The sequence below is a fragment of the Methanobacterium bryantii genome, assembly GCF_002287175.1.
GTDB classification, from domain to species: Archaea; Methanobacteriota; Methanobacteria; order Methanobacteriales; family Methanobacteriaceae; genus Methanobacterium_D; species Methanobacterium_D bryantii.
On the sequence record NZ_LMVM01000012.1, the window covers coordinates 159606 to 181517 of the forward strand.

Below are 21912 nucleotides of genomic sequence, written 5' to 3' on the forward strand. Positions count from 1 at the left end.
TTGATTATAAAAATAGTATGCCAAATTAACATTAAGGGGCCGTCAAGAGGAGTGATCCAAGAATAAGTTCCATTAAAATTAGTGACTTTGGTATTTTATGGGTCTAGATAAGTGGGCAGCTCGAAGTGTGGGAAGATATATAATGGTGGATACTCAATTTTTTTCAAGGGGAATGGTAAAGTAAAATGTTGAACCTTCACCAGGTTCTGAGTCAACCCAAACTCTTCCTCCATGGCGGTCTATAATTCTTTTAACAATGGCTAAACCTATTCCTGTGCCCTGATATTCTCCGATAGCGTGCAATCGCTTGAAAACTTCAAAAATCTGGTCACTGTACTGCTCTTCTAATCCAATTCCATTGTCACTGACACTGAAAACATATTCATTCTCTTCTTTATGGGTGGAGATATAAATTTTGAGTTGTACTCTCTCATTACGGAATTTAAGCGCATTTCCAATTAAATTCTGGAATACTCGTACTATCTGGCCTTTATCTGCAAAAATTACTGGAAGTTCATCATTCGTTATTTCAGCATCAACTTCACTAACTGCGGATCCTAAATTACTTAAAGCGTAGTTCAATGCATCTTCAGATTCAAATTCTGTAAATTCATGCCCTCGTGTCCCGACACGTGAATAATCAAGCAAACCCTGAATCATTTGTTTCATTCTCCTTGAACCGTCAACCATAAATTCAATGAATTCATCAGCATTAGAGTCTAGTTTACCTTTATACCGTCTTTCGATTAGTTGAGCATAACTGGCAATGGTTCGAAGCGGTTCCTGCAGGTCGTGGCTGGTAATGTAGGCAAAACTTTCTAATTCTTTATTGGAGCGTTCTAATTCAGATATAGTTTCTTTTAATTTTTCTTCTGCTTTCTTACGTTTGGTAATATCAGTCATGAAGCCTTCTAATGTTGGATTTCCATTTTCATCTTTTCCAAAATCTCTAAAGGAGAGATCTCCAATTATTATTTTTCCATCTTTTCGCCTGTAAAGATTTTCAGTTTTAAACCAGGCATTATCTTTTAAAGCAGATTTTAAAAAGCCTGGCCTTAAATCTTTGTTGACATAGATAATATCTGCAATAGATGCTTTATTGGCGGTTGAAACTAAATCTTCGGGAGAATCATAGCCTAAAAGCTTTGCAAGTTCAGGATTAACATCAATATATTTTCCATCCAATGTTGAATGAAAAATACCTACAGGTGCATTCTCATATAAAGAACGATACTTTATCTCTTTTTCCTTTAAAGTTTCGTAAGCATCCTCTAATTTTAATGCACGTTCTTCAACCTGTTCTTCGAGGTGATCTAAAGTATTTTTTAATTCTATTTCAGCTTGCTTTCGTTTTAAAGCTTCAACAAAAGCGACAGAAAGAGTTTCAATATTATCTTTATCTTCTTCAGTGTAACCCCCTTCTTTGTTCGCTAAAGCAATCAGTCCTATTGTTGTATTACCTTGTTTCAGTGGAACTCCTAAAAAAGATTTAATTGGGGGATGTCCTTCAGGGATGCCGCGTTTATCAGGGTCGGAATCAGGGTCATTTACGATTTGACTTCTCCCTTCTTTTACTGTCCGCCCCCAGTAACTTACAATTTCCATGTCGCTCAATAATTCCCGTGCTTTTTTGGGATCTGCTGTACATGCATCCCCTCCTGGAGGACTTACAGCACGGTCATCTAAACGCCCGTTTTCATTAACTTCCCCTATGAAACTGAAATCACTGCCTGTTAATTCTTCTGCAACTTCAAGGCACTTTTCCACGACTTCTTCAATAGTTTCACAGGTTAAAGACTGCTGGAATACTTTGTTAATGCCGTTTAACAATTTATTTTGCCTGTTAATTTGCATTTCAGAGTTTTTATGTTCTGTAATGTCACCAACAACTCCCATTACTCGAACTGGATGGCCTTTGTTATCATAATGAACTTTTCCATCCACTTCGATCCAATGTATGCTACCATCGGGCCATATAACTCGATTTATATGTTTTAAACTGCCTGTTTTCATGGCAATAGTATATGCATCTAGAATATGCTGTCGATCTTCAGGCAGCACGTATTTCATGGCTTTTTCAAATCTCCACTCTGCTTGAGCCTTTTTAAAACCCCAAATCTGATCATGGCGCAATGAACGAATAGCAACATCAGTTTTAAGATCTAGATCCCAAGTGCCGAGATTAGCGGATTCTAATGCAAGACGTAAATGCTCTTCATTATCAAGTAAAACATCTTTTTCACGCTCAGTAATATCTTGAATTTGAACTAAAAAGTTAGAATCAGTAACAGAAACAGTCCAATCAATAAAAGCAGTTCCTGATCTTGTGGGAACATAAAACCCTTTATTTTTTATATCATCATAATTCAATTGAGATTGAAACTTAATTAACCCCTTTTCAAGTAATTCAAGCTTTTTTAATGCGATATCGGGATTATCAAATAAATTAACTTTTTTAAAATTATCTATGGAGTCAATACCTGCTATTTTTAAGGCAGTCGGGTTAGCATCAATTAAATTACCTTTTTTATCATAACAAAAAATGCCGAGGGGGGACTTATCAAATATTTCTTTGAATATATTATCTTTTTTATTCAAAATGTGGCTCTCCCATCAAGTGATAATTAATATTATCTGATAAATTAGAAAGAAGTTACTATTATTTACTTGTTTTAAAGATTTAAAACTTTTTAATTAGTTTTTATGTGGAGATGATATTTTTTGATTTAAGTTCTTTAATTTTAAAATAGTAATTTAAGTAAATTTGAGGTTTTACTGCTAAAATAAGATTTAAAATGCATGAAGTGGGGTGTGGGGGGCGAATTTTTATTTAAATCTGGAATTAACGTGGAAATTAATAGTAGTGGAAAATGATCCGCCCCTCGGTTTTAATATTTAGAGTTTGAGGTATCATACTTTTTGGTACTAAAAAATCTGTACTTTCAAAATTATTAGCATTGGTTTAATTTAACTAATAAATGATATGTTTTGATTTTAACCGTTTATTAAGTATGGAGAATAACTCTATTACTATTATGGGTTATTGGAGTGTGTATTCCATTAAAAGAAATCCAATCCCTACTAAAAGATAGATAATACAGTATAAATAAAATAAATTTTTGTTTTGTTTTGTAGGATTTTTTCTATACCAATCATACACAATAAGACTCATAATTACGTAAGATGTGAGAAATAGGTAATTGTGGAGTGTAATAGAACATGCAGTTAGAAAGATGAAAACTAGAATAATTGAAACAGTTTCTTTTTTTATATTCATTAAATCACAGTATCTGTTCTTTTCATTTAAAGTTATATGTGGGTGTAAAGAAGGTATTTAATATGTTAAAGCGCTGATAAGTTGTAAAATTCCTGCTAAGAAAAATCCAATGGCAGGTAAAAGTCCGTACTTGTATCTTTTAGGATTTATTTTATATTCGCGTATAATAAAAAGGCTTGCAAGTATAAAACCGACACCTGATATTAATTTAAGATAAAAAACTGTATCAAACATAATAATCTCCAATTATAATACAATGAACCATTAAGAAGATGAAACCATGATTATCACGATAGTTTCTTTTTTATATTTATTTTAACTCTCTAAAAGTAATTCTCCTGATTTTTTAGCTTTTTCTAACCTATGATCTAATTTTACACATTATCAAGATATTTTTTGGATTCCTGGTATTTTCTTTCTTTTTTAAGAGGTATACTTTTATACCCTACTGCTGCATCTTCATGATATATCTTACTGGCTTTATCAAAACATTTCCGTGCTTTCTCATATTTTCTCTGAGTTACTAATTCAACACCTTCACCATATAACATTTCAACTTCACTCACAGTGAAAAGTGTAGAATAGTATTTTTGCTTGTCTACATTCTCTGGATCTGGAACTCTTTTATAAACCGCGTACATTTCAAGGTATAGTACATAGTAATATATTCGAAGTTTATATCGTAGAGGGTAGTAGTGTATTGTAATGCCTGAAGGATACCAGAAATTGCATACTGCCCTATTGCCCCATGGTGCCCAAATAGTCCATCTAGGGAAATATGACCATCTTATAACTGGATATGGGATATATCTATCTATTACAATAGTACGATATTTCCACTCACCCTGATGCCAACGCCATTTCACTGTTCTTATTGTATGTCAGTCCTTAAATGCAGGTTTGAAAAACTCGGTGAAAAAGCCTGGGAAATTGCACAAAAAAAACGACAGGACAATTGTCACTTATGAAGATGCTGATGAAGCGCTTAAACAGATAATGACAGAAAAAAGAATAATCCAAATATATTAAATTAATTTAAAAATGAATAAAATCAGACTATTCTAGCTTGCAAAAACTTTTGTTGCCCAAAAATTCATATAATTGAATTTATTTATAAATTAAAGCATATATTGGCCGATAAAAATATAAAACGCACAATTTACCATATTTTTTCGTTTTTGAAATTTTATTATTACATTAAATACACTCAAATTGGATTAAAGGATAATTTTCACTAAAAACAGCTTATATAAAGTATGTTTAATTAGTAAGCGTAAATTTATTATGAATATTTTGTAAATAGGTGATAATAAATATTTAATACTTTAGTAGCGAAATATTAATGAATAATATGATTTTTAAAAAAGGTAAAAGGGGATGATATATTGGAGAAAAAATTTATTTTAATTATAATCGGCATAATAGCGTTAGGAGCGGTTATAGTAGTTCCAGGATACATGCAATCTGAAAATAAGACTACCCTACAAAATAATGCTCCTGTAGCGCAAAACACATATAATACTTCAAATTCTACAGGTACCCCCTCAAATACCACCGGTACATCTAATCCAAATCAAACTGTACAATCAAACAGTTCTCAAAATGTTCAAAATTCCAAAAATACTCAAAATAAACAAGATACGCAAACTACATCCAGTTCCAAAAGCAAATCAAATATTATAAGTGCTGCAAAAGCAAAACAAATAGCTTTACAAAGTGCAGCATCACCCGAAGGTGTAATTGCACATTATCCGAGCCTTATTACATTTAACGGGCGGCTAATCTGGAGAGTGCCTCTTTTTAAGAATGGTAAAACCGTAAGCCTTATAGATGTAGATGCTCATACTGGTGCATGCCTTGGAGGAAGCTGTTAAATACTTTCATTCCATTCTCTTTTATGTACAGTTTTTTAAATTTTTTATAACAAATCTAAAGAATTAATAGACTTAGATAGCTGTTAAATCAACGTATTTATTATTTAAAGCTTTAATATAATTAGGATTTACTTTCAAAGCTTTATCATGCCCTATTATTTTTTTTATTTTTTCCCATGTATTTATGATATTATAAGCATATCCTGCACTTACAATTGTAAATATTCCAAGCGTTAAGTAGTACAATATTGTATCTGTTTGATTTGCACCCGGATAAATTGGTTGAATTAAACCGTCTATCCACATTGCCACTAAAAGCGCTGCTACCACTCCAAAATAAACTGTTTTATTATAATATTCTACAATTTGAAACACACCAGTTATAATAAATATCATGGAGAGAATTAAAAATGGAAATAGGTTAAATGATGGACCCATCAAATACTTCCAAGTAACAAGCATTAAAGATATAATCCCAACTCCTATTGTAATTAAACCCGGATTTTCGATTTCATAAAAACAATACCTCTTTATCTTTTATACTAAACATGGAATATATATTCTCCTTAAAAATATTTTAAGTAGAAATCACAGCAAAAGAGTGATTTCTTTGAAACTCTTTTTAATATATATCTATAGTGGATATCTGTTGTAATAATATCCAAATGGTTGTCCTGTTGCTGATCGCAAAAATTCTTCACCTACAATGTTGTCCTGATATATTGTTTGTCCATCAGCTTTTATTTGTAGCCAAGGATCTTTAAACCAATCTCCTCCATTAAGTCTATAATCCCACAAAGCCATTTTTCCTCCACTCAAAACACCTACTACACTAGTAACAGTAACTGCACCTTCAAGAATACCACTTACTGTACCTATTGTCGCGAAAGATAGACTTGCTTCAGTAAAAAGAGCTCTTTCTAGGTTTGCTTCATTGATTTCAATCTTTATCTTGCGATAATAACTATACGAGACCCAACGCCCAGGTACATGATGAGCTATCCGGACCCAATGCCCCCTGGTTATAGTTACATATCTTGTAGTCCATTCAAAATGAGGTATAGGTATCACACCCCAAAGATAAGAAGTACCTACCCATTTTAACCAAGGAATACCTATGGTTATGCCTTTTACCCATTTATAGGTATAATAAGTATAGCCTTTTATCCATTTGTATTCTGTAAATTTTACAACTTTTGTATAATGCCAATTTCCTTTGATGGCCTGCATTTCACTGTCACTTAAGATTGTGGCGTTTGCTGGCACTTGTCCATTAATTAGCAGTGCAACTCCAGTATAGAGTTCATTGAATTTGCCAATGTCATTTCAATGTTTCCCAGGTTATGATCGAATAGATAAACTGTTGTATTAGTGATGTTTGAAAATCTATGATTTTCAACAGGAAAAATCTCTGATTTTTCCATGTTTTGCACAACTTCGAAGTGATTAACTCCATTGATGGATAGAACTACCATATAATTGGTTTCAAGTTGATCAACGGTTAATCTTACTCCTATTGCAGTTGCTCCTTTGGCTAGTGCTGCTGTTTTCAATCCGTACAAACTTGTTCCAGTTTCGTCTGTACCTGTGAAATCTAGTTCATTTCATATCTCATTATATATTCCATCGTCTGTCTGCAGTTTAATTCTAAATTACACATAGTGTTCTATTTTAAAAATTTTCCTCTATTTTTAGCATATACAACGAGTAATAATATAAATATAACAGATCCTACTTGAGTATAAAATTCTATTGACAATTTAAAAGGCAAATATAGATAAAATAGTATCCATACTACCACTTGAAATAGTATTATACTTAAACAAGCAATAAAAAATTTTTTAGATAAATAAATTCCATTTAGGAATATACCTACTAAAATAATGAACAGTGGAAGGAAGAAATATAGATCTAAAGTAGATTTAGAACTTAAAAAGCTGAATAGAAAATTAAATAATAACAATATACCACTAATAATCAGGATAATTTGAATTAAAATTATGCTAATTTTACTTTCATATTTTTTCAATTTCACTCACCGCTATACTATTCTATTAAATTTTTAAATCATTTGAATTATTAAAAATAAAAAAAAATAAAAATTTTTTTTTGATTTTGGCTTAATTCATAGATCTTTCACTAGATTCACAGTATTATTCAGTTTCATAGACCCATGCTGGATTATTCCAATAGTCTTGAACCTCCTGAATACCTCCAAGAAACAAAGGGTTAACACCACCGACTATGACACTTAGTCCTCCGGGTCCCGTATAAGCCGTAACGGCTACACTTGCCCACAAATAAAATCCGACTTTACTTGCACCTGCAAGTATATGCTTTTCGTTTTCCCAGTTGTATTTCTTGACTACTTCGAATGTTGTCCTCTTTGTCCAGTAACCTGGCTTGTATTTCCATATTGTTTTCCAGTACCCCCTATTTATTTTGACCCATTTTACGCGGAGTTCAGGATGTGGGAATACATACCAGTAAAAAGGACCCCAATGAATCCAATATCCCCTAACAAAAACTAAATAAGGTATTGGTATAGAATAACTAGTGTCTACCCACCGTTTTCCTGCTTTATAGTAGTATCCAGGTACCCACACTTTTGTAACGGTTTTACGGACTTTATATGCTAATGCTTTGATATTCTGCATTTCATAGTCCGTTAATAATGTACCATTTATTTGTATAGTACCATTTGATATTACTAGTGCATATCCAGTGTAGAGTTCGTTGAATTTATCCATTGTCATTTCAATGTTTCCCAGGTCAGGGTCAAATAGATACGCAGTTGTATCTGTGATATTTTGCACAACTTCGAAGTGATTAATTCCATTGATGGATAGAACTATTATATAGTTAGATCTAAGCTGATCTATGTCTAATATTGCTCCCACTGCAGTTGCCCCTTTAGCTAGAGCTGCTGTTTTCAATCCGTACAGGCTTGTTCCAGTTTCATCTGTTCCTACCAGTTCAGCGAGTTTAGCTTAGGTGGTGTAAATTTTATTATACAAACAGATTATCAATCATGAATAATAAGTTATAGTCAATAATTTTCCTTAAAGATATTGGGTTTAAAAAGTAATGAAATGACAACAACATATGCTAAAACTCCAAAAGCAAAAAATGCGTATTCTCTACTGTTCTGTAGATATGTTAGTTTATATAAATAGTTATCAATCAATATTATACTTTGAACTACTATTATGGATAAAAAAATTACGTAATAAACAATACGATTGTAATTAATGAGCTTAGATGTAGAAATCAATACTCCTATAATGCCCAAACAAAGTACTAGTAATCCCGGATTTCCTGAAGATAAGTAATTGAAAAATACACCCACTAATATCATTAACATGATAATAAAAAAATTTCTTTTGTTCATTTTCTTTGCCTCTTTAAATTCTTTAGATTCCTAAAAAAGTATTAAATAAAGTGTCTAATAAAACACTTTATTTAACATAGAGGTATCCTGTTAGTTACTCTTTTTCTCATAGAGAAGTATCCACGTTTAGCACTGAATAAATCACTTGCTCATAATCATCCACTCCATACTAGGGTCTATACAATTTACATATCCCTCTCCTGCTCCAGTGGGATTAGGATCCGGATTAACAATATTGGTAAAGTCAGTTGAATAGACACCCATTGCAGTGAAAATTCCGGATGCGGCAGTTCCATGTGTTAAGATCGAACCTACACCAGAGATTAAACTTGTTCCAACGGTTTCCACTCCAAAGTAACCTGCACTAGCTAAAGTAGCAGTTGCTCCAATGAAGTTTTTATAGTTTATGTCCTTTTGTTCTGCTTCTCTTACATAAGCCACGTACGATTCGAAATATCCTGGCACATAATACCATATTTTATGTTTGATGTATAGGTGATAGTAGTGTATTGTAATGCCTGAAGGATACCAGAAATTGCCTACTACTCTATTACCCCATGGTGTCCAAATAGTCCATCCGGGAAAATACGACCATCTTATAACTGGATAAGGGATATATCTATCTATTACAATAGTATAATATCTCCACTCAGCAGGATGCCAACGCCATTTTATTGTTCTTACTGTATGCCACAGTCCTTTGATACCACTCATCTCGTTATCAGTCAACTGTACAGCACCTGGTATCTCCTCGTTTAAGACGAATGCATATCCAGTGTATAGTTCATTGAAGGTAGTTAAATTCATTTGTATAATTCCTAAGTTAGGATCGAATAAAGTTACTGTGTCATTAGTTATGTTTTGTATAACGTCAAAGTGGTTATAACCATTGATTTTTAAAACCACAATATAATTGGTTTGAAGTTGTTCAACAGTTAATTCATAGCCATATGCATTTATTCCCTTAGCATTAGCTGCATGTTTTAAACCCAATAAACTAGTTCCGGTTTCGTCTGTACCTGCTATTTTTGCCATTTCAGCTTCTGTGGTATAAATTCCTATACTTTTCAGGATTGTGGCTAAAGCTGCAGGTCCACAGGTGTAGATAGTTGTGGCCATTATCACATCACCAGAATCTACTACTGAAGTATCTGTAAGCCAGTTGTCAGTGAAACTATTCCCTGATATAATAGTGCCAATGGAGTTGTAGTAAGTGATTCCTGCACCATTATCATTAAGATTGTTTCCAGTTACACAATTGTTGTTGGTATCATAAAAATAAATTCCCACCCAATTAACTGTAACATTGTTTCCACTTATGTTGATATTGTTAGAATGGAACATATAATTTCCATAGTAATTATTACTTATATTGTTTTCAGTTATTACGTTGTAATTTGAAAGTACAGCGTATATACCATTTTCATTCTTTGTTATAAGGTTATACGATATACTGTTACCACCAGATTTATAAAGAGATATTCCATTAATACCATTTTTTATCGTGTTTTCTGTAATATTATTGTTTCCTGACAAGTATAAATAGATATTTCGGCTACTATTACTTATAACATTATTCTTTATGGTGCAGTCATAGGCATGACTTAACGATATACCATAAGAAATACCTGCACCAATAATGTTAAGTCCTTGTATAGTCGTTCCACTACCTGAATTAACCACCAAAATAACGCTTTTATCAGATTTAAGTGGTTTAACAATTACATTCGCTCCTGTAGCTGATTCAATTTTAATTCTTTTGTTAACAGCGACATTTTCGGTGTAGGTACCTTCTGCTATAGTTAGAGTATCCCCATCTCTTGTATCAGCATCGTCTATTGCTTCCTGTATGCTGGCAAAACTTTCTTGAGTCCTGGTATTATATACTCCCAGTACATTTACACTGGTTATGTTGACTGATTGGGATACTGTTTGGTTATCTAGAGTTGCTGAGACATTAGCTGTGCCTGATGTTGTGCTTGTGAGTTTAAGCTCTGCTTTACCTTTTTTAGTGGATCCTGAAGTATTAATAGTTCCAATTGTTGAGTTGAAATAAACTGGTATGTCATCAGGTATATTACCGTCTGATGATGTGTCATTTCCCTGGTTGTTGTGGGTTAAATCAGCAGTTATCTTGTAGTTATAATATGTGCCGTTGCGGTCTGAGCGGTCAGTAGAACTGTTTATAGATAGTATTAACCATGGGTTGTATGTTACATTTCCACCAGCTATGTTAATATCACTAGGGTTGGTTGAGGATACAATTGGGTTATTAGAACCCCACCAGTTATTAGTCGCATTAACAGTACCATTACCTAAATTATAAAGTCCATATCTACTATTTCCAACAATCTGGTTAAAGTGAACCTCTGTCGAAGAGTTATTTAGATAGATTCCATCCATATTATTAGAGAGGATATTACTGCAAATTCTGTTCTTATCTGAATTCTGGATGTTAATTCCAGCAAAAGCATTTGAAGTAATTTTATTGCTTGATATTTCATTTTCAGATCCTGTGCTGATAAGTACGCCGTTTACACTGTTGTTTAATATGTTATTTCCAGAAATCACATTTTCCTTAGAGTTGTAGATGTATATACCATTATTACTGTTTGTTATATTATTTCCAAGTATTTGGTTTTCATTTGAATTGTTGATATAGATACCCGCATTTCCAGTAGATCCATTCAGGATAAGATCTTGTATAGTTGTGCCATTTCCGCCAATGTTTATGGTAAATATTGGTAGACTAGAATTTAAAGCCTGTATTGTCACATTAAGATCAGAAATTGGCCTTATAGTAACTTTTTTGTTTATTACAACGTTTTCCAAGTATGTGGATTTTTCCAGCCATATGGTGTCACCACTTATAGTGTCTACATCATCTATAGCTTCCTGTATGCTGTTAAATATTTCCTGAGTTCTGAAATTAAAAGTCCCGTTAGGATTGGACAATGCTAACCATGGAATAACCGAAACTTCTTCAGGAGCGGTTTCATTAGCGTTGTAAGATGTCATTATTTTGGAGAACATGTAAATCAGTGATTCATAACGCATTGTGTCTCCTATGCTTGTGTTTGTGACATTGTTAGGTGCTGTTCCATGTGAGTCCATGTAAGATTTAATGTATTTAGCCATGTCCACAAATTCACTGTTAACTATAGTTCCGCTGGTTATGTTTTCTGCAGGGCCTGTTGGGGCTCCAGCACTATCCAAGATTATGGAAGTGTTCAAATAGCTTTCAATATTTATGATTGCATTAGCTGTGAGCTTAAGGAATTGAGGCATAGTTACAGCAGTTCCCGATATAGTTACACTGCTTGGAAGTGCGTGATTAGTATCAACATAGGATTTAACTGTTTGTGATGCATTTTTTATCTGGTCTGTTGTTATAAACATTGTACTTGGATTTGAAACAATTGACCATGGAGTCACAGTGATAAATTCTGGTAGGGTACTTGTTGCATTGTAAGAGCTTAAAATTTGGCTGTATATGTAAACCAGTGATTCAAAGCGTAAGTTACCCATGTTAATAGTTCTGTAATCGGGTGCTTTTCCATTAGTATACATATAAGAAATTATATCATTTGCAAGGTTTATGTAATCTGTATCAGCAATAGTTCCATTAGTAGTTACGGTTTCTGATGGACTTGTAGCTGCATTGTAACTTTTAAGCGAAATGGATGTGTACAGAGACTGATCTATGTTTAATAATGCAGTAGTTGCAAGTTGTAAGAATTGAGACATAGTCACAACAGTTCCATTAATAGTTACATTAGTTGGTAATTGATGGTTAGTTTCTATGTAAGACTGTACTGTTTTGGCTGCGTTTTCTACCTGATTATTCGTAAAGAAAGCGGTGTTTGCATTTGAAACAACTGACCATGGAGTTACAGTGACATTTTGTGGTAATTCTGTTCTATTACCATAATAATCCATAATTAAAGAGTACAGATAGACCAGTGATTCATAACGTATATTTCCTAGGTTACTGGAGGTATAGTTAGGTGCTTGTCCGTTGGAATCCATATAAGAGATTATGTTATTTGCAAGGCTGAGATAATCTGTATTGTTAAGACTTCCTCCAGTTACAGTTTCAGAAGGGCTGCTCGGTGTATTGTAACTCTGTAAAACAATTGTCGCGTTTAATTTTCCATTTATGTTTGTTACTGCAGTAGCTAGAAGTTTTAAAAACTTAGGCATACTTACAGAAATTCCAGATATGGTTACGCTACTTGGGAGAGCGTGGTTTGTTTCTACGTATGATTTTACAGTTCCTGCAGCATTTTTAATTTGATCTGTAGTTATAAATGCAGTATTTGCATTTGAAACAACTGACCATGGCCTCACTGTGATCATATCTGGCAAGGTATAATTATTCGTCTTGTAAGAACTTAAAACCTGGCTGTACATGTAGATCAGTGATTGGTAGCATATATTTCCTAGACTGCTGCTTTGGTAGTTAGGTGCTCTTTCATCACCGTACATGAAAAATTCTACCTGTCTTGCAAGGTCAAGATATTGTGTTTGGTTAAGAGTGCCGCCAGTTACGGTTTCTGGTGTGTCTGTAGGTGGTCCGTAACTTCCTAGAACTAATTGGCCAGTATAGGTACTATTTATGTTGTGTAATGTGGTGGTTAACAGTTTCAGGAATTGAGGCATGCTTACAGCAGTTCCAGATATGGTTACGCTGCTTGGAAGGGCATGATGGGTTTCTATATAGGTTTTTACAGTTTCTGCCCCGCTGATTATCTGGCCCGCGTTGAAAGTTACAGTACCTGGACTTGCAACAGTTGTCCATGGGTTGACTGTGACATACTGTGGAAGTTTATCGTTTACGTTGTAGTAGTTTATGATCTGGCTGTACATGTGGACTAAACCTTCATATCGCATGTTTCCCTGTGAAGTCCATGCATAGTTTGGTGCTTGTCCATTGGAATTCATGAAAGAGAGGACATTATCTGCAACAGTTAAATAATTTTCATAGTTAATTTTTCCACTTGCCAGTGTTTCAGAGGGACTGGCCGGTGCACTGTAACTTTGAAGAACAATTGATTGGTATAAGCCTGCATAGATATTTTTAAGTGATGTAAGTTCCAGTTTCAGGAATTGAGGCATTGTAATTTGCCTTCCAGATATGGTTACACTGCTTGGAAGCGCATGGTTAGTTTCTACATAATTTTTAACAGTCCAAACTACTGTGTTTATCTGATCCATAGTTATAAACACAGTATTACTGTTTGTAACAGTTGTCCAGGGAGTAAGTGTTATATAACCTGGCAGACGTAGTTTATTGCTGGCTGAGTTGATTATTTCAGCGTACGTGTAAACCAGTGATTCATAACGTATGTATCCTCTTACAGTCGTTACGTAGTTTGGTGTGTATCCATTGATATCCATGAAATTGATAATTCTATTTGCAGCGTCTAAATAATCTGTGCTGTTTAGATTTCCGCCAGTGATGCTTTCATAAGGATTTGGTGCTGTATTATAATTGCGTAGAATAATTGACTGGTATAGGTTATCATTAGCATTAACCAGGTATGTGATTTCAAGTTTCAGGAAATTAGGCATGCTTACTTTAGAACCCAGAATGGTTACGTGATCAGGTAACTGATGTTTAGTTTCTATGTAAGACTGCACAGTATCAGCAGCATTCCGTATTTGATCCATAGTTATGAATGCAGTGCTGTTGTTTGCAACAGTTGTCCAGGGGTTGACTATAATGTAGTTGGGTAAAATTTCTGCCACCTGGTATGATTTTAGAATTTGGGCAAATGTGTATACAAGCGATTCATAACGCATGTTTCCTAGACTGATTGTTCTATAGTCGGGTGCCCTTCCATTAGAGTCCATATATGATTTAATACTGTTTGCAAGGTTTAAATAATCTGTTTTGTTGAGATTTCCACTTGTAGTTATGGTTTCTGAAGGGTTAGTCGCTGCCGTGTAATTTCCCAGGGAAATTGAAGAGTTTAGGCTGCCATTTATATTTATTGCTGCCGTGGCTATAAGTTTCAGGAATTGGGCCATGTTCACTGTTGTTCCATTAATGGTCACATTAGCTGGTAAATGGTGATTAGCTTCCACATATGTCTGTACTGAACTTGATGCATATTCTAAATCGTCCAAACTGAAGTTTGGCATGTTAGTGTCGATGGTATAAGTTGCAGTTTGTGTCGCTCCCTGATTACCTGCTGCATCCCGGCCATAGTATTTTAAAGTTGTTACTCCTTGACCAAGACTTAATGCGACTGTTTTAACCTGATTATTCCATGTAGTGCCGTTATTTGTGCTGTAATAAACTTTTGGGTTTGAATCATGGCTGTCAGTAGCTGTTAAAGTCACACTTTGTGCAGTACTGTATGAACCCGGCGCAAGACTATTACTCACACTGGGGGGGACGTTATCTATTACCACACCCGTAGAATCCACACCAGTATAATAAACTACCGAAACGTAATTTGGGAGGTATCCATTATCCTGATAAAAGTTTACCACTTTAGAATACGTGTAAACGAGTGATTCATAACGGATGTTTCCTAAACTGCTGGACGCATAATTAGGCGCCCGACCATTTGTATTTATATAATTATACACATTATTTGCAACCGTAACATAATCAGCTTTGTACAAGTTGCCTGTTGCTGACCCTGAAGGACCAGTAGGACTACTTACGCTGCTTATATTTACAGGTGCTGTGGAACCTGAATTAAGCTGCACCGTAGTCTTAGTAAGCGTCTTTAAAAACGATGGTGCACTACTGTTCTTATCAGATACCATCACATAACCAGGTATATTACCATGAGCTTCCGTATAATTTTTAACCCCTTCTGAAGCCAGTTCCGTTTCAGTGAGATTCAAACTCGCTGCTGAAACAACTCCCATAAATAGGGCTAATACCATACAAAAGCTTATTAATATTAAAATTCTTTTAATATTCTTCATAATTCACCTCCAGCATTTTTTGGTAGTATCTGTGTCATTTGCTACAGATACTTCGTAATAAAGTTTAAAATAGTATTATTAATAGTCAAAAAGTTGTTTCCTTTGTAATATTTTCACCCCCTTTCTATTGAAAAGAAATACTATTTTCTTTTCGAGTATGACTAGTTGTCACTTAGGCTTATGTTTTTAAGCATATTATTGTGAATTTCAGTATGTTTTTATTACATTTGTTGTGAATTAAATCATAATTTTATATTATTTAGTAATAATTATGGAATATACAAAAATAAGATTATGAGAATGTTAATAATTTGCGTTTAAAAAGAAAAAAAGAAGGGGTTTATTACCCTGTTTTAAACTTAAAAACATAACTTTTAGCTAAATTGTTCCCTGCAGCATCTTTAACAGCGTAATATGGAATGTAAACCTGGTACCATGTGTAACCATATCTCTTTAAGTTCATTTTAAGGGTCAATGTGTTACCGCTTATTTTTTTAGTTATTGCGGCTATTTTACCTGTTTTCATGTTTTTAATGTAAATTTTGGACCAGTTAGTGCTTGCTTTGATGTTTTCGCTGAATTTAATGGTGATAGCAGCTGTTCTTGAATACCTTGTAGCTTTGTTTTTTGGATTGGTTGAGGTTATTTTTGGCGCTGTTTTGTCAATGGTGTATTTTTCTGTGTAAACTGGGGATTTATTCCCTAATTTATCGATTGCAATGAATTTTAATGTGGTGGTGGATGTTATTGCAATTGGTGCTGTATAGAGTTTACTTGATGCAGTTGGTGTAGTTCCATTTGTGGTGTAGTAAATATTTCCAGCTTCATTCATTTTTAAGGTAATGTTTTTAGCAGTGTTATAAGTCCCACCTTTAATGTTAGCCGATGCTGTAGGTGCTGTTTTGTCAATGATATATGTTTCAGTGGAAACATCTGCTTCGTTTCCTGCTTTATCAACTGCATAGAATTTTAGTGTAGTTGTGGAGCTTATATTAATTGGTGAAGTGTATTTCACACGCTTACTGCTTGTTTTAGGGTCAGATCCATCAGTGGTATAATATATTGTTGGATTTGGGTCTTGGTCGTCATAAGCTGCCAAAGCCACACTTTTTGAAATATTGTATGTCCCACCTGGTTGATTTACCCCTGCTGTTGGTGCAGTGCTGTCAATTATATAAATTTGACTGGAAACTGGGCCCCAATTTCTGTAGAGATTATTAAATGCAGCAAATAGAAGTCCTGTTGTACTATCTATCTGGATCGGGCCAGAATAAACTGTGCCGCTTGTTGTAGGGTCAGAGCCGTTTGTAGTGTAGTAAGTTGTTGTGCTCCCGTCTGGGCATGTGGTGGTTAAAGTGACAGTTTGGGGTGTCTTATATGCGCCTCCAGCAATATCTGCAGTTACCAGTGGTATTGCTGAATTAATTATGTAATTTTCAGTGTAGACCGGGCTCCAGTGATTTGCAGGGTCAACTGCGGCGAATTTAAGAGTTGTATTGCTGCTAAGAGTTATTGGAGCAGTATATACAGTGTGGGTGGTGCTTGTTTTTGGGTCAGATCCATCTGTGGTGTAGTAAGTTGTTGTTGTGCTGCTGTCAGGGTCTTTGGTGGTTAAGGTAATGGTTTGGTGGGTGTTAAAAAGGCCTCCTGCAGGGTTAACAGTTACATTTGGACTTTTAGTATCTGCAGGCTTATCGAAGCTGTCCAACGCATCGATAAGGGCGTTTGCATCAACTGCTTTTTGAGCTGCCGAATCGCTGAGGTAAGTTTCGTAGATTATAGTGGTTATTCCTTTATTTTTAATTGGTTCTGTGACATATTGTGGGCTTGTTGGATTTGGAGGAGTATATATCACTAATTTGGACGCCTTTGAGTTGATTAACTTCATTTGACTAATTATTTTATTGGCGTATGTTGTTGTTGTGGTTGTTTTTGAAATAGGGTACAAGAACCGGTAATATTTGTATCCACTCTGTGTACCGTGGTTTTCGTGGTTGTCTACCACTAACATGGGATGTTCTTTAGAAACATCGGGAACTATAAACTTTTGACCTAATAACTGCCCGTTCATCCTTCCTTTGCTGTAATCATTGGCATCTTTAGTCACGTGAATATAGTAAAGAACGTATCTTTTAGTGAGTTGGGAAGATTTACTTGTTATGGCATTATAAATGGCAGTGTGTATTCCATTTTCTTGGGGGTGCATGCCGATTATAACGACAATGGTCTGATTAGAGCTCTTATTTCCGTAAATTTTCTTTTCTACGTATCCATAACTTGTTTTGCCTATTATATTTGGATTTGAGGTGACAGTTGCCCATGATTTTACTGTAACGCTGTTTGGTAGAACTTTATTGGTATTGTAATAGTTCAAAACCTGTGAAAACATGTAAATCATTGATTCGTAACGGATGGTTTTTCCAGTACTGGTTTGAGTAACATAATTAGGCGCACGCCCATTTTTGTCCATGTAAGACCTTACACGGTTTGCCATGTCTAAGTATTCTGCTTTGCTGATAGTTTGTGTTTTGATGGTTTCTGAAGGAGAAACTGCTTTTCCAAAGCTTTTTATTGCAATTGCAGTGTTTGAACCTTTATTGATGTTTAATACTGCTGATGTTGAGACTCCTAAATAATTAGACATGTTCACATTATTTCCAGATATATTCACGCTGCCTGGAAGCTTGTGGTTTGTATCTACATAATTTTTAACAGCAGTTGACGAATTGGCAACCTGATTAGGCGTAACACTTGCTGCCGAAACGGTGCTGACAGTTATAAAAAAAGCTAAAATAAACAATATTAACATTAAATAACTTTTACGTATTTTTTCCGCCCCCTTTGCATATTATAAGTTAAATAATCTTTTATTTTTATTCATATTTGCTTATCAAGTATCCTCATTTTTTAAATATAATAGTGTAAATTTATTATATTTTTATAGATTTGTTAAAAATCTATTATGGGAATAATCTTATTTTTAGATTCATATTTAAATTTTGCTATATAATAAAATTTAGTAATAAATGATCAAGGCATAGGTAATCACATTTATGTAACTTCTAGATTAAACATACTAATTTTTTGTATAAATGAATTTAACCTGCTTAATACTTAATTAAACTTGTATGATTAATTTATTGGAAATATTAAAAAGTATAATATCTAAAAAGTTTAAAATACAAAAAGAAAATGAGGATTAAATATTACTCGGTGTATTAATTGTTCAACAAATTATTTCCTGAATACGGAACAGGTACTTAATATAAGTACGTATCCAATTTGATGCTTTATTATAATATAAAATCAAATATACTAACATGAAGATTTTAACCATTGACGTAGGTTTAGGTACTCAAGATATCATGTTTTATGACAGCAAGGAGTCCATTGAAAATTCTCCAAAACTGGTAATGCCCTCTCCAACAAGGATAATCGCAGATAGAATAGCTGAATCAGAGGGAGATTTATTTATAAAAGGCGAAACTATGGGTGGAGGATTTATAACTAAAGTTGTAAAGGAACATTTAAAAGATCACAGGGTTCTCATGACGGAAAATGCTGCAAGGACCATAAGAGACAATTTGGATTATGTAAAGTCATTAGGGGTGGAGATAGTGCCCTCCTCTGAAGCAGAAAAATATTCGGATTTAACTCAAATAGAGTTTAAAGATGTTGATCTGGATGCCATAAAAAGTGCACTGGCTGAATTCGATGTAGATCCCGGTTTTGATTATTTAGGAGTAGCTGTCCAGGATCATGGATATATGGAAGGTGTTGGAGATAGAGATTTCAGATTCATGAAAATAAGGGAAAAACTGGACGTTCCAAAAGGGCCAGAAGAGTTTGCATATTTTGGTGAAGCTCCCTCTTATTTTACAAGAATTAATGCAGTACTGCGGTCATTTAACAATTATAACACTACTGTAATGGATTCTAAATTTGCGTCTGTCTGCGGTGCAACATGTGACAGGTATGTAAAAACCCTTGAAAAGTTCATAGTTATGGATATTGGAAACGGCCATACTCTGGCGGCAGCATTTGACGGGGGAAAAATAGTGGGTGTATTTGAACACCATACTCGTAATATGACGCCTGATAAGATAGATCTATTTGTTAATAAACTTGCAGATGGAACTATAACTCATGAAGAAGTACATGAAGATCACGGGCATGGGGCATGGTCTTTAAAACCAATAGGTGATTTTGAAGCTATAGTTGCAACAGGACCCCGCAGAAATGTTTTAGAGAAAACAAATTTTAATGTGCATTACGCAGCTCCTGCAGGAGATGTGATGATGACAGGACCTGCAGGACTTATAAAAGCCATCCGATCTAAAAATGGTTAATTTTTATGTATCTAAGGATGTATGCGTCTGAAAAATACAAAAAATAAGAGGATTTATAAATGATATTAGATCCACATATACATAGTACGTACTCTAGTGACTCAACAGCGCGTCCTAGAGATATAGTTAAGAAGGCCCGAAGTATAGGGCTGGATGCAATTGCTATAGCTGATCATAACAGCATTAAAGGCTCAATTGTTGGAATTGAAGAATCTAAAGATATGGAAGATTTTATAGTACTGCCTGCAATGGAAGTAAGCAGCAGCAAAGGCCATATAGTGGCAATAGGAATAAATGAAGAGATAAAAAGAGGATTGTCTCCTGAAGAAACAGTTGAGGCAATAAGGGAAGCTGGTGGAATTGCTATTGCTCCACACCCATTTGTGCGTTACAGGGAAGGATTATGCGATAGGATCAAAAAGTTAGATATAGATGCTATGGAAACATTAAATTCAAGGTATATCTTCGGATATTCCAACTGGAAGGCAAAGAATCTTGCTGAGGAAAGGGGAATACCTCAAATTGGTGCAAGTGATGCACATTTCCTGGGCGCAATTGGAAGCTGTGTTACAGAATTTGACGCTGATTTTTCTGTTGATAGTATAATAGAGGCAATTTTATCTGGAAAAACCAATGTATTTGGAGACAGAACTCCCCTGCCTTTGATAATAAAGGAAGTTATCAATAAGAAAATTAAGCGAATTTAAAGTTAGGGAGTAGCATACTTTAGATCTAGACCTAAGAATAATATAGTACGAGATACTGAAAACTTTAGAAAAGTTTAAAATAATCTTTGACAATTTAATATTCAGTGCTATAATCATTGGACTGAGAGGGGAAAACCATGGTTTCAAACGAAGAAATAAAGAGAAGACTGGAATTGAGGAGGAGAGGCATAAATCCAGATGAAGAACTTAATAAAACAGATGAAGTTATTTGCTCAAAATGCCACACTGTAAACCTTGAAAACGCGAAGTTTTGCATCGGTTGCGGGAATGAATTAAATAAACCCCCTGTATATACTCTTAAAATAAATGAACCTAAGTCTAACTTGATTGTGTGTCAGGGCTGCGGAACTGAAAATAAAATAGATTCCAAATTTTGCATCGGTTGTGGAAGCAACTTACTTGAAAGCAGCGTAAACACATCTGAAGCGGATGAAATTGATATGAATTCTCTTATTTGTCAGGAATGCGGCTTTAAGAATAATGCGGATTCTAAATTTTGTATTGGCTGCGGAGCTAGCTTAAAAGAAGCCCCAAATGAAAACGCAAACTCATTTGATATGGAAATGAACAGTGAAAAAGAAGTTCTGTTAACTATAAAAGATGGGAATGATAAAGAAGCTGCGTTAGATACAGAAATCGATAGTGAATCTAATGGCAGAATGGAAGATATTCCTGAACCAGCTGCAGAAGTCAATATTCTTGATGAAATTAAAAAAGCAAAAGAATTACTTGATATGGGCGCAATATCAGAGGAAGAATATCAAAAAATAAAAAGTAAATATCTTGATAAACTGGGTTAACAGTTTAGAGGATTAAACTCAATTTTTTTTACTGATAACTAAAAAAGCTTACTCAAACAATCACTGCAAAATCCAGGGCCTTTAATATCTGTTTCTACAACGCTGTTGCTGAAATGCATCACGCAAAGGTGATTTTTGCAGTGGGGAAGTCCAAAAGTATGGCCTAACTCGTGTACAGCTTCTGTTAAGATTCGTTTTAAAAATAATTTTTTATTGGGGCTTTTTAATCTATTTACAGATATTATTGCAAAATTTCCAGGATATTCAGCTTCTCCAAGGACAAAATTTATCCGTGAAGCATATAAATCTACATTTGTTACTCCCAGAATATGATTAGAATCTCTTTTTAGGATATTCATCATAGAATAAAGGATTTCTGTTGAATGGTACTGGTCTCTAGATGGGTTATAAGATCTTTCAGGTATCTCTAAGATATCATTTGATACATGGCAGTTAATGCCAAATATTTTCTCTAGAGGCTTTTCCAGCGTCCTGAGAAGCTTGTTTTCCACTGTTCCAATGGATTGTATGAGAATTTCCATGGT

The 21912-nt window shown here is 34.4% G+C and carries 13 protein-coding genes and 1 pseudogene; 4 read left to right on the forward strand and 10 right to left on the reverse strand.

The features are described 5' to 3' along the window. Nucleotides 1–153: 153 nt before the first annotated feature. The 3 genes from ASJ80_RS06225 to ASJ80_RS16620 form a co-directional block, all read right to left on the reverse strand. A complete protein-coding gene (locus tag ASJ80_RS06225) occupies nucleotides 154–2598 on the reverse strand; it encodes a PAS domain S-box protein (RefSeq protein WP_083241061.1) in 2445 nt (814 codons plus the stop codon). 736 nt (nucleotides 2599–3334) lie between these two features. Next, nucleotides 3335–3511 carry a hypothetical protein gene (locus ASJ80_RS16990; RefSeq protein WP_176720325.1) on the reverse strand — a complete coding sequence of 59 codons (177 nt, stop codon included), beginning with the start codon at nucleotides 3509–3511 and terminating at the stop codon, nucleotides 3335–3337. A 140-nt stretch (nucleotides 3512–3651) separates the two neighbouring features. Further along, the gene (locus ASJ80_RS16620; protein WP_141705216.1) at nucleotides 3652–4143 is read right to left on the reverse strand and encodes a hypothetical protein; all 492 of its coding nucleotides are present in this window, start codon (nucleotides 4141–4143) and stop codon (nucleotides 3652–3654) included. A gap of 519 nt (nucleotides 4144–4662) precedes the next feature. Between ASJ80_RS16620 and ASJ80_RS06230 the strand changes: the two genes are divergently transcribed. Next, the gene (locus ASJ80_RS06230) at nucleotides 4663–5151 is read left to right on the forward strand and encodes a PepSY domain-containing protein (RefSeq protein ID WP_069585481.1); all 489 of its coding nucleotides are present in this window, start codon (nucleotides 4663–4665) and stop codon (nucleotides 5149–5151) included. A 72-nt stretch (nucleotides 5152–5223) separates the two neighbouring features. On the opposite strand, the gene ASJ80_RS06235 is transcribed toward ASJ80_RS06230, so the two are convergent. From ASJ80_RS06235 to ASJ80_RS06270, 6 genes and pseudogenes are all read right to left on the reverse strand, one after another. Further along, on the reverse strand, nucleotides 5224–5613 hold the full coding sequence (locus ASJ80_RS06235) for a hypothetical protein (protein WP_176720326.1): 390 nt from the start codon (nucleotides 5611–5613) through the stop codon (nucleotides 5224–5226). A gap of 171 nt (nucleotides 5614–5784) precedes the next feature. Then, nucleotides 5785–6417 carry a hypothetical protein gene (locus ASJ80_RS06240; protein WP_141705217.1) on the reverse strand — a complete coding sequence of 211 codons (633 nt, stop codon included), beginning with the start codon at nucleotides 6415–6417 and terminating at the stop codon, nucleotides 5785–5787. A gap of 11 nt (nucleotides 6418–6428) precedes the next feature. Then, a pseudogene (locus ASJ80_RS06245) lies at nucleotides 6429–6728 on the reverse strand (hypothetical protein); the annotation flags it as partial. A gap of 576 nt (nucleotides 6729–7304) precedes the next feature. Continuing rightward, nucleotides 7305–8126 (reverse strand): cysteine peptidase family C39 domain-containing protein, encoded by an 822-nt coding sequence (locus tag ASJ80_RS06255; protein WP_083241062.1) that lies wholly within the window; start codon nucleotides 8124–8126, stop codon nucleotides 7305–7307. Nucleotides 8127–8683: 557 nt separating this feature from the next. Continuing rightward, nucleotides 8684–15490 carry a pseudomurein-binding repeat-containing protein gene (locus tag ASJ80_RS06265; RefSeq protein WP_069585504.1) on the reverse strand — a complete coding sequence of 2269 codons (6807 nt, stop codon included), beginning with the start codon at nucleotides 15488–15490 and terminating at the stop codon, nucleotides 8684–8686. A gap of 343 nt (nucleotides 15491–15833) precedes the next feature. Beyond that, nucleotides 15834–18290, reverse strand: a complete 2457-nt coding sequence (locus ASJ80_RS06270; protein ID WP_176720327.1) for a chitobiase/beta-hexosaminidase C-terminal domain-containing protein — start codon at nucleotides 18288–18290, stop codon at nucleotides 15834–15836. Nucleotides 18291–18810: 520 nt separating this feature from the next. Here ASJ80_RS06270 and ASJ80_RS06275 point away from each other — a divergent pair. From ASJ80_RS06275 to ASJ80_RS06285, 3 genes are all read left to right on the forward strand, one after another. Beyond that, nucleotides 18811–19839: a DUF1786 domain-containing protein gene (locus ASJ80_RS06275; protein ID WP_069585509.1), complete on the forward strand. Its 1029-nt coding sequence runs from the start codon at nucleotides 18811–18813 to the stop codon at nucleotides 19837–19839. Between the two features lie 59 nt (nucleotides 19840–19898). Continuing rightward, nucleotides 19899–20546, forward strand: coding sequence for a PHP domain-containing protein (locus ASJ80_RS06280; RefSeq protein ID WP_069585511.1), 648 nt, complete (start codon nucleotides 19899–19901; stop codon nucleotides 20544–20546). Between the two features lie 137 nt (nucleotides 20547–20683). After that, nucleotides 20684–21367: a zinc-ribbon domain-containing protein gene (locus tag ASJ80_RS06285; RefSeq protein WP_069585515.1), complete on the forward strand. Its 684-nt coding sequence runs from the start codon at nucleotides 20684–20686 to the stop codon at nucleotides 21365–21367. Between the two features lie 38 nt (nucleotides 21368–21405). Here the strand turns inward: ASJ80_RS06285 and ASJ80_RS06290 are convergent, their stop codons facing one another. Then, nucleotides 21406–21909 carry an archaemetzincin family Zn-dependent metalloprotease gene (locus ASJ80_RS06290; RefSeq protein WP_069585519.1) on the reverse strand — a complete coding sequence of 168 codons (504 nt, stop codon included), beginning with the start codon at nucleotides 21907–21909 and terminating at the stop codon, nucleotides 21406–21408. Nucleotides 21910–21912: the final 3 nt, after the last annotated feature.

Coding starts and splice junctions, on each gene's coding strand:
- ASJ80_RS06265 (WP_069585504.1), bottom strand. CDS start 15,490: ATGAAGAATATTAAAAGAATTTTAATATTAATAAGCTTTTGTATGGTA.
- ASJ80_RS06285 (WP_069585515.1), top strand. CDS start 20,684: ATGGTTTCAAACGAAGAAATAAAGAGAAGACTGGAATTGAGGAGGAGA.
- ASJ80_RS06290 (WP_069585519.1), bottom strand. CDS start 21,909: ATGGAAATTCTCATACAATCCATTGGAACAGTGGAAAACAAGCTTCTC.
- ASJ80_RS06275 (WP_069585509.1), top strand. CDS start 18,811: ATGAAGATTTTAACCATTGACGTAGGTTTAGGTACTCAAGATATCATG.
- ASJ80_RS06235 (WP_176720326.1), bottom strand. CDS start 5,613: ATGCTTGTTACTTGGAAGTATTTGATGGGTCCATCATTTAACCTATTT.
- ASJ80_RS16990 (WP_176720325.1), bottom strand. CDS start 3,511: ATGTTTGATACAGTTTTTTATCTTAAATTAATATCAGGTGTCGGTTTT.
- ASJ80_RS06280 (WP_069585511.1), top strand. CDS start 19,899: ATGATATTAGATCCACATATACATAGTACGTACTCTAGTGACTCAACA.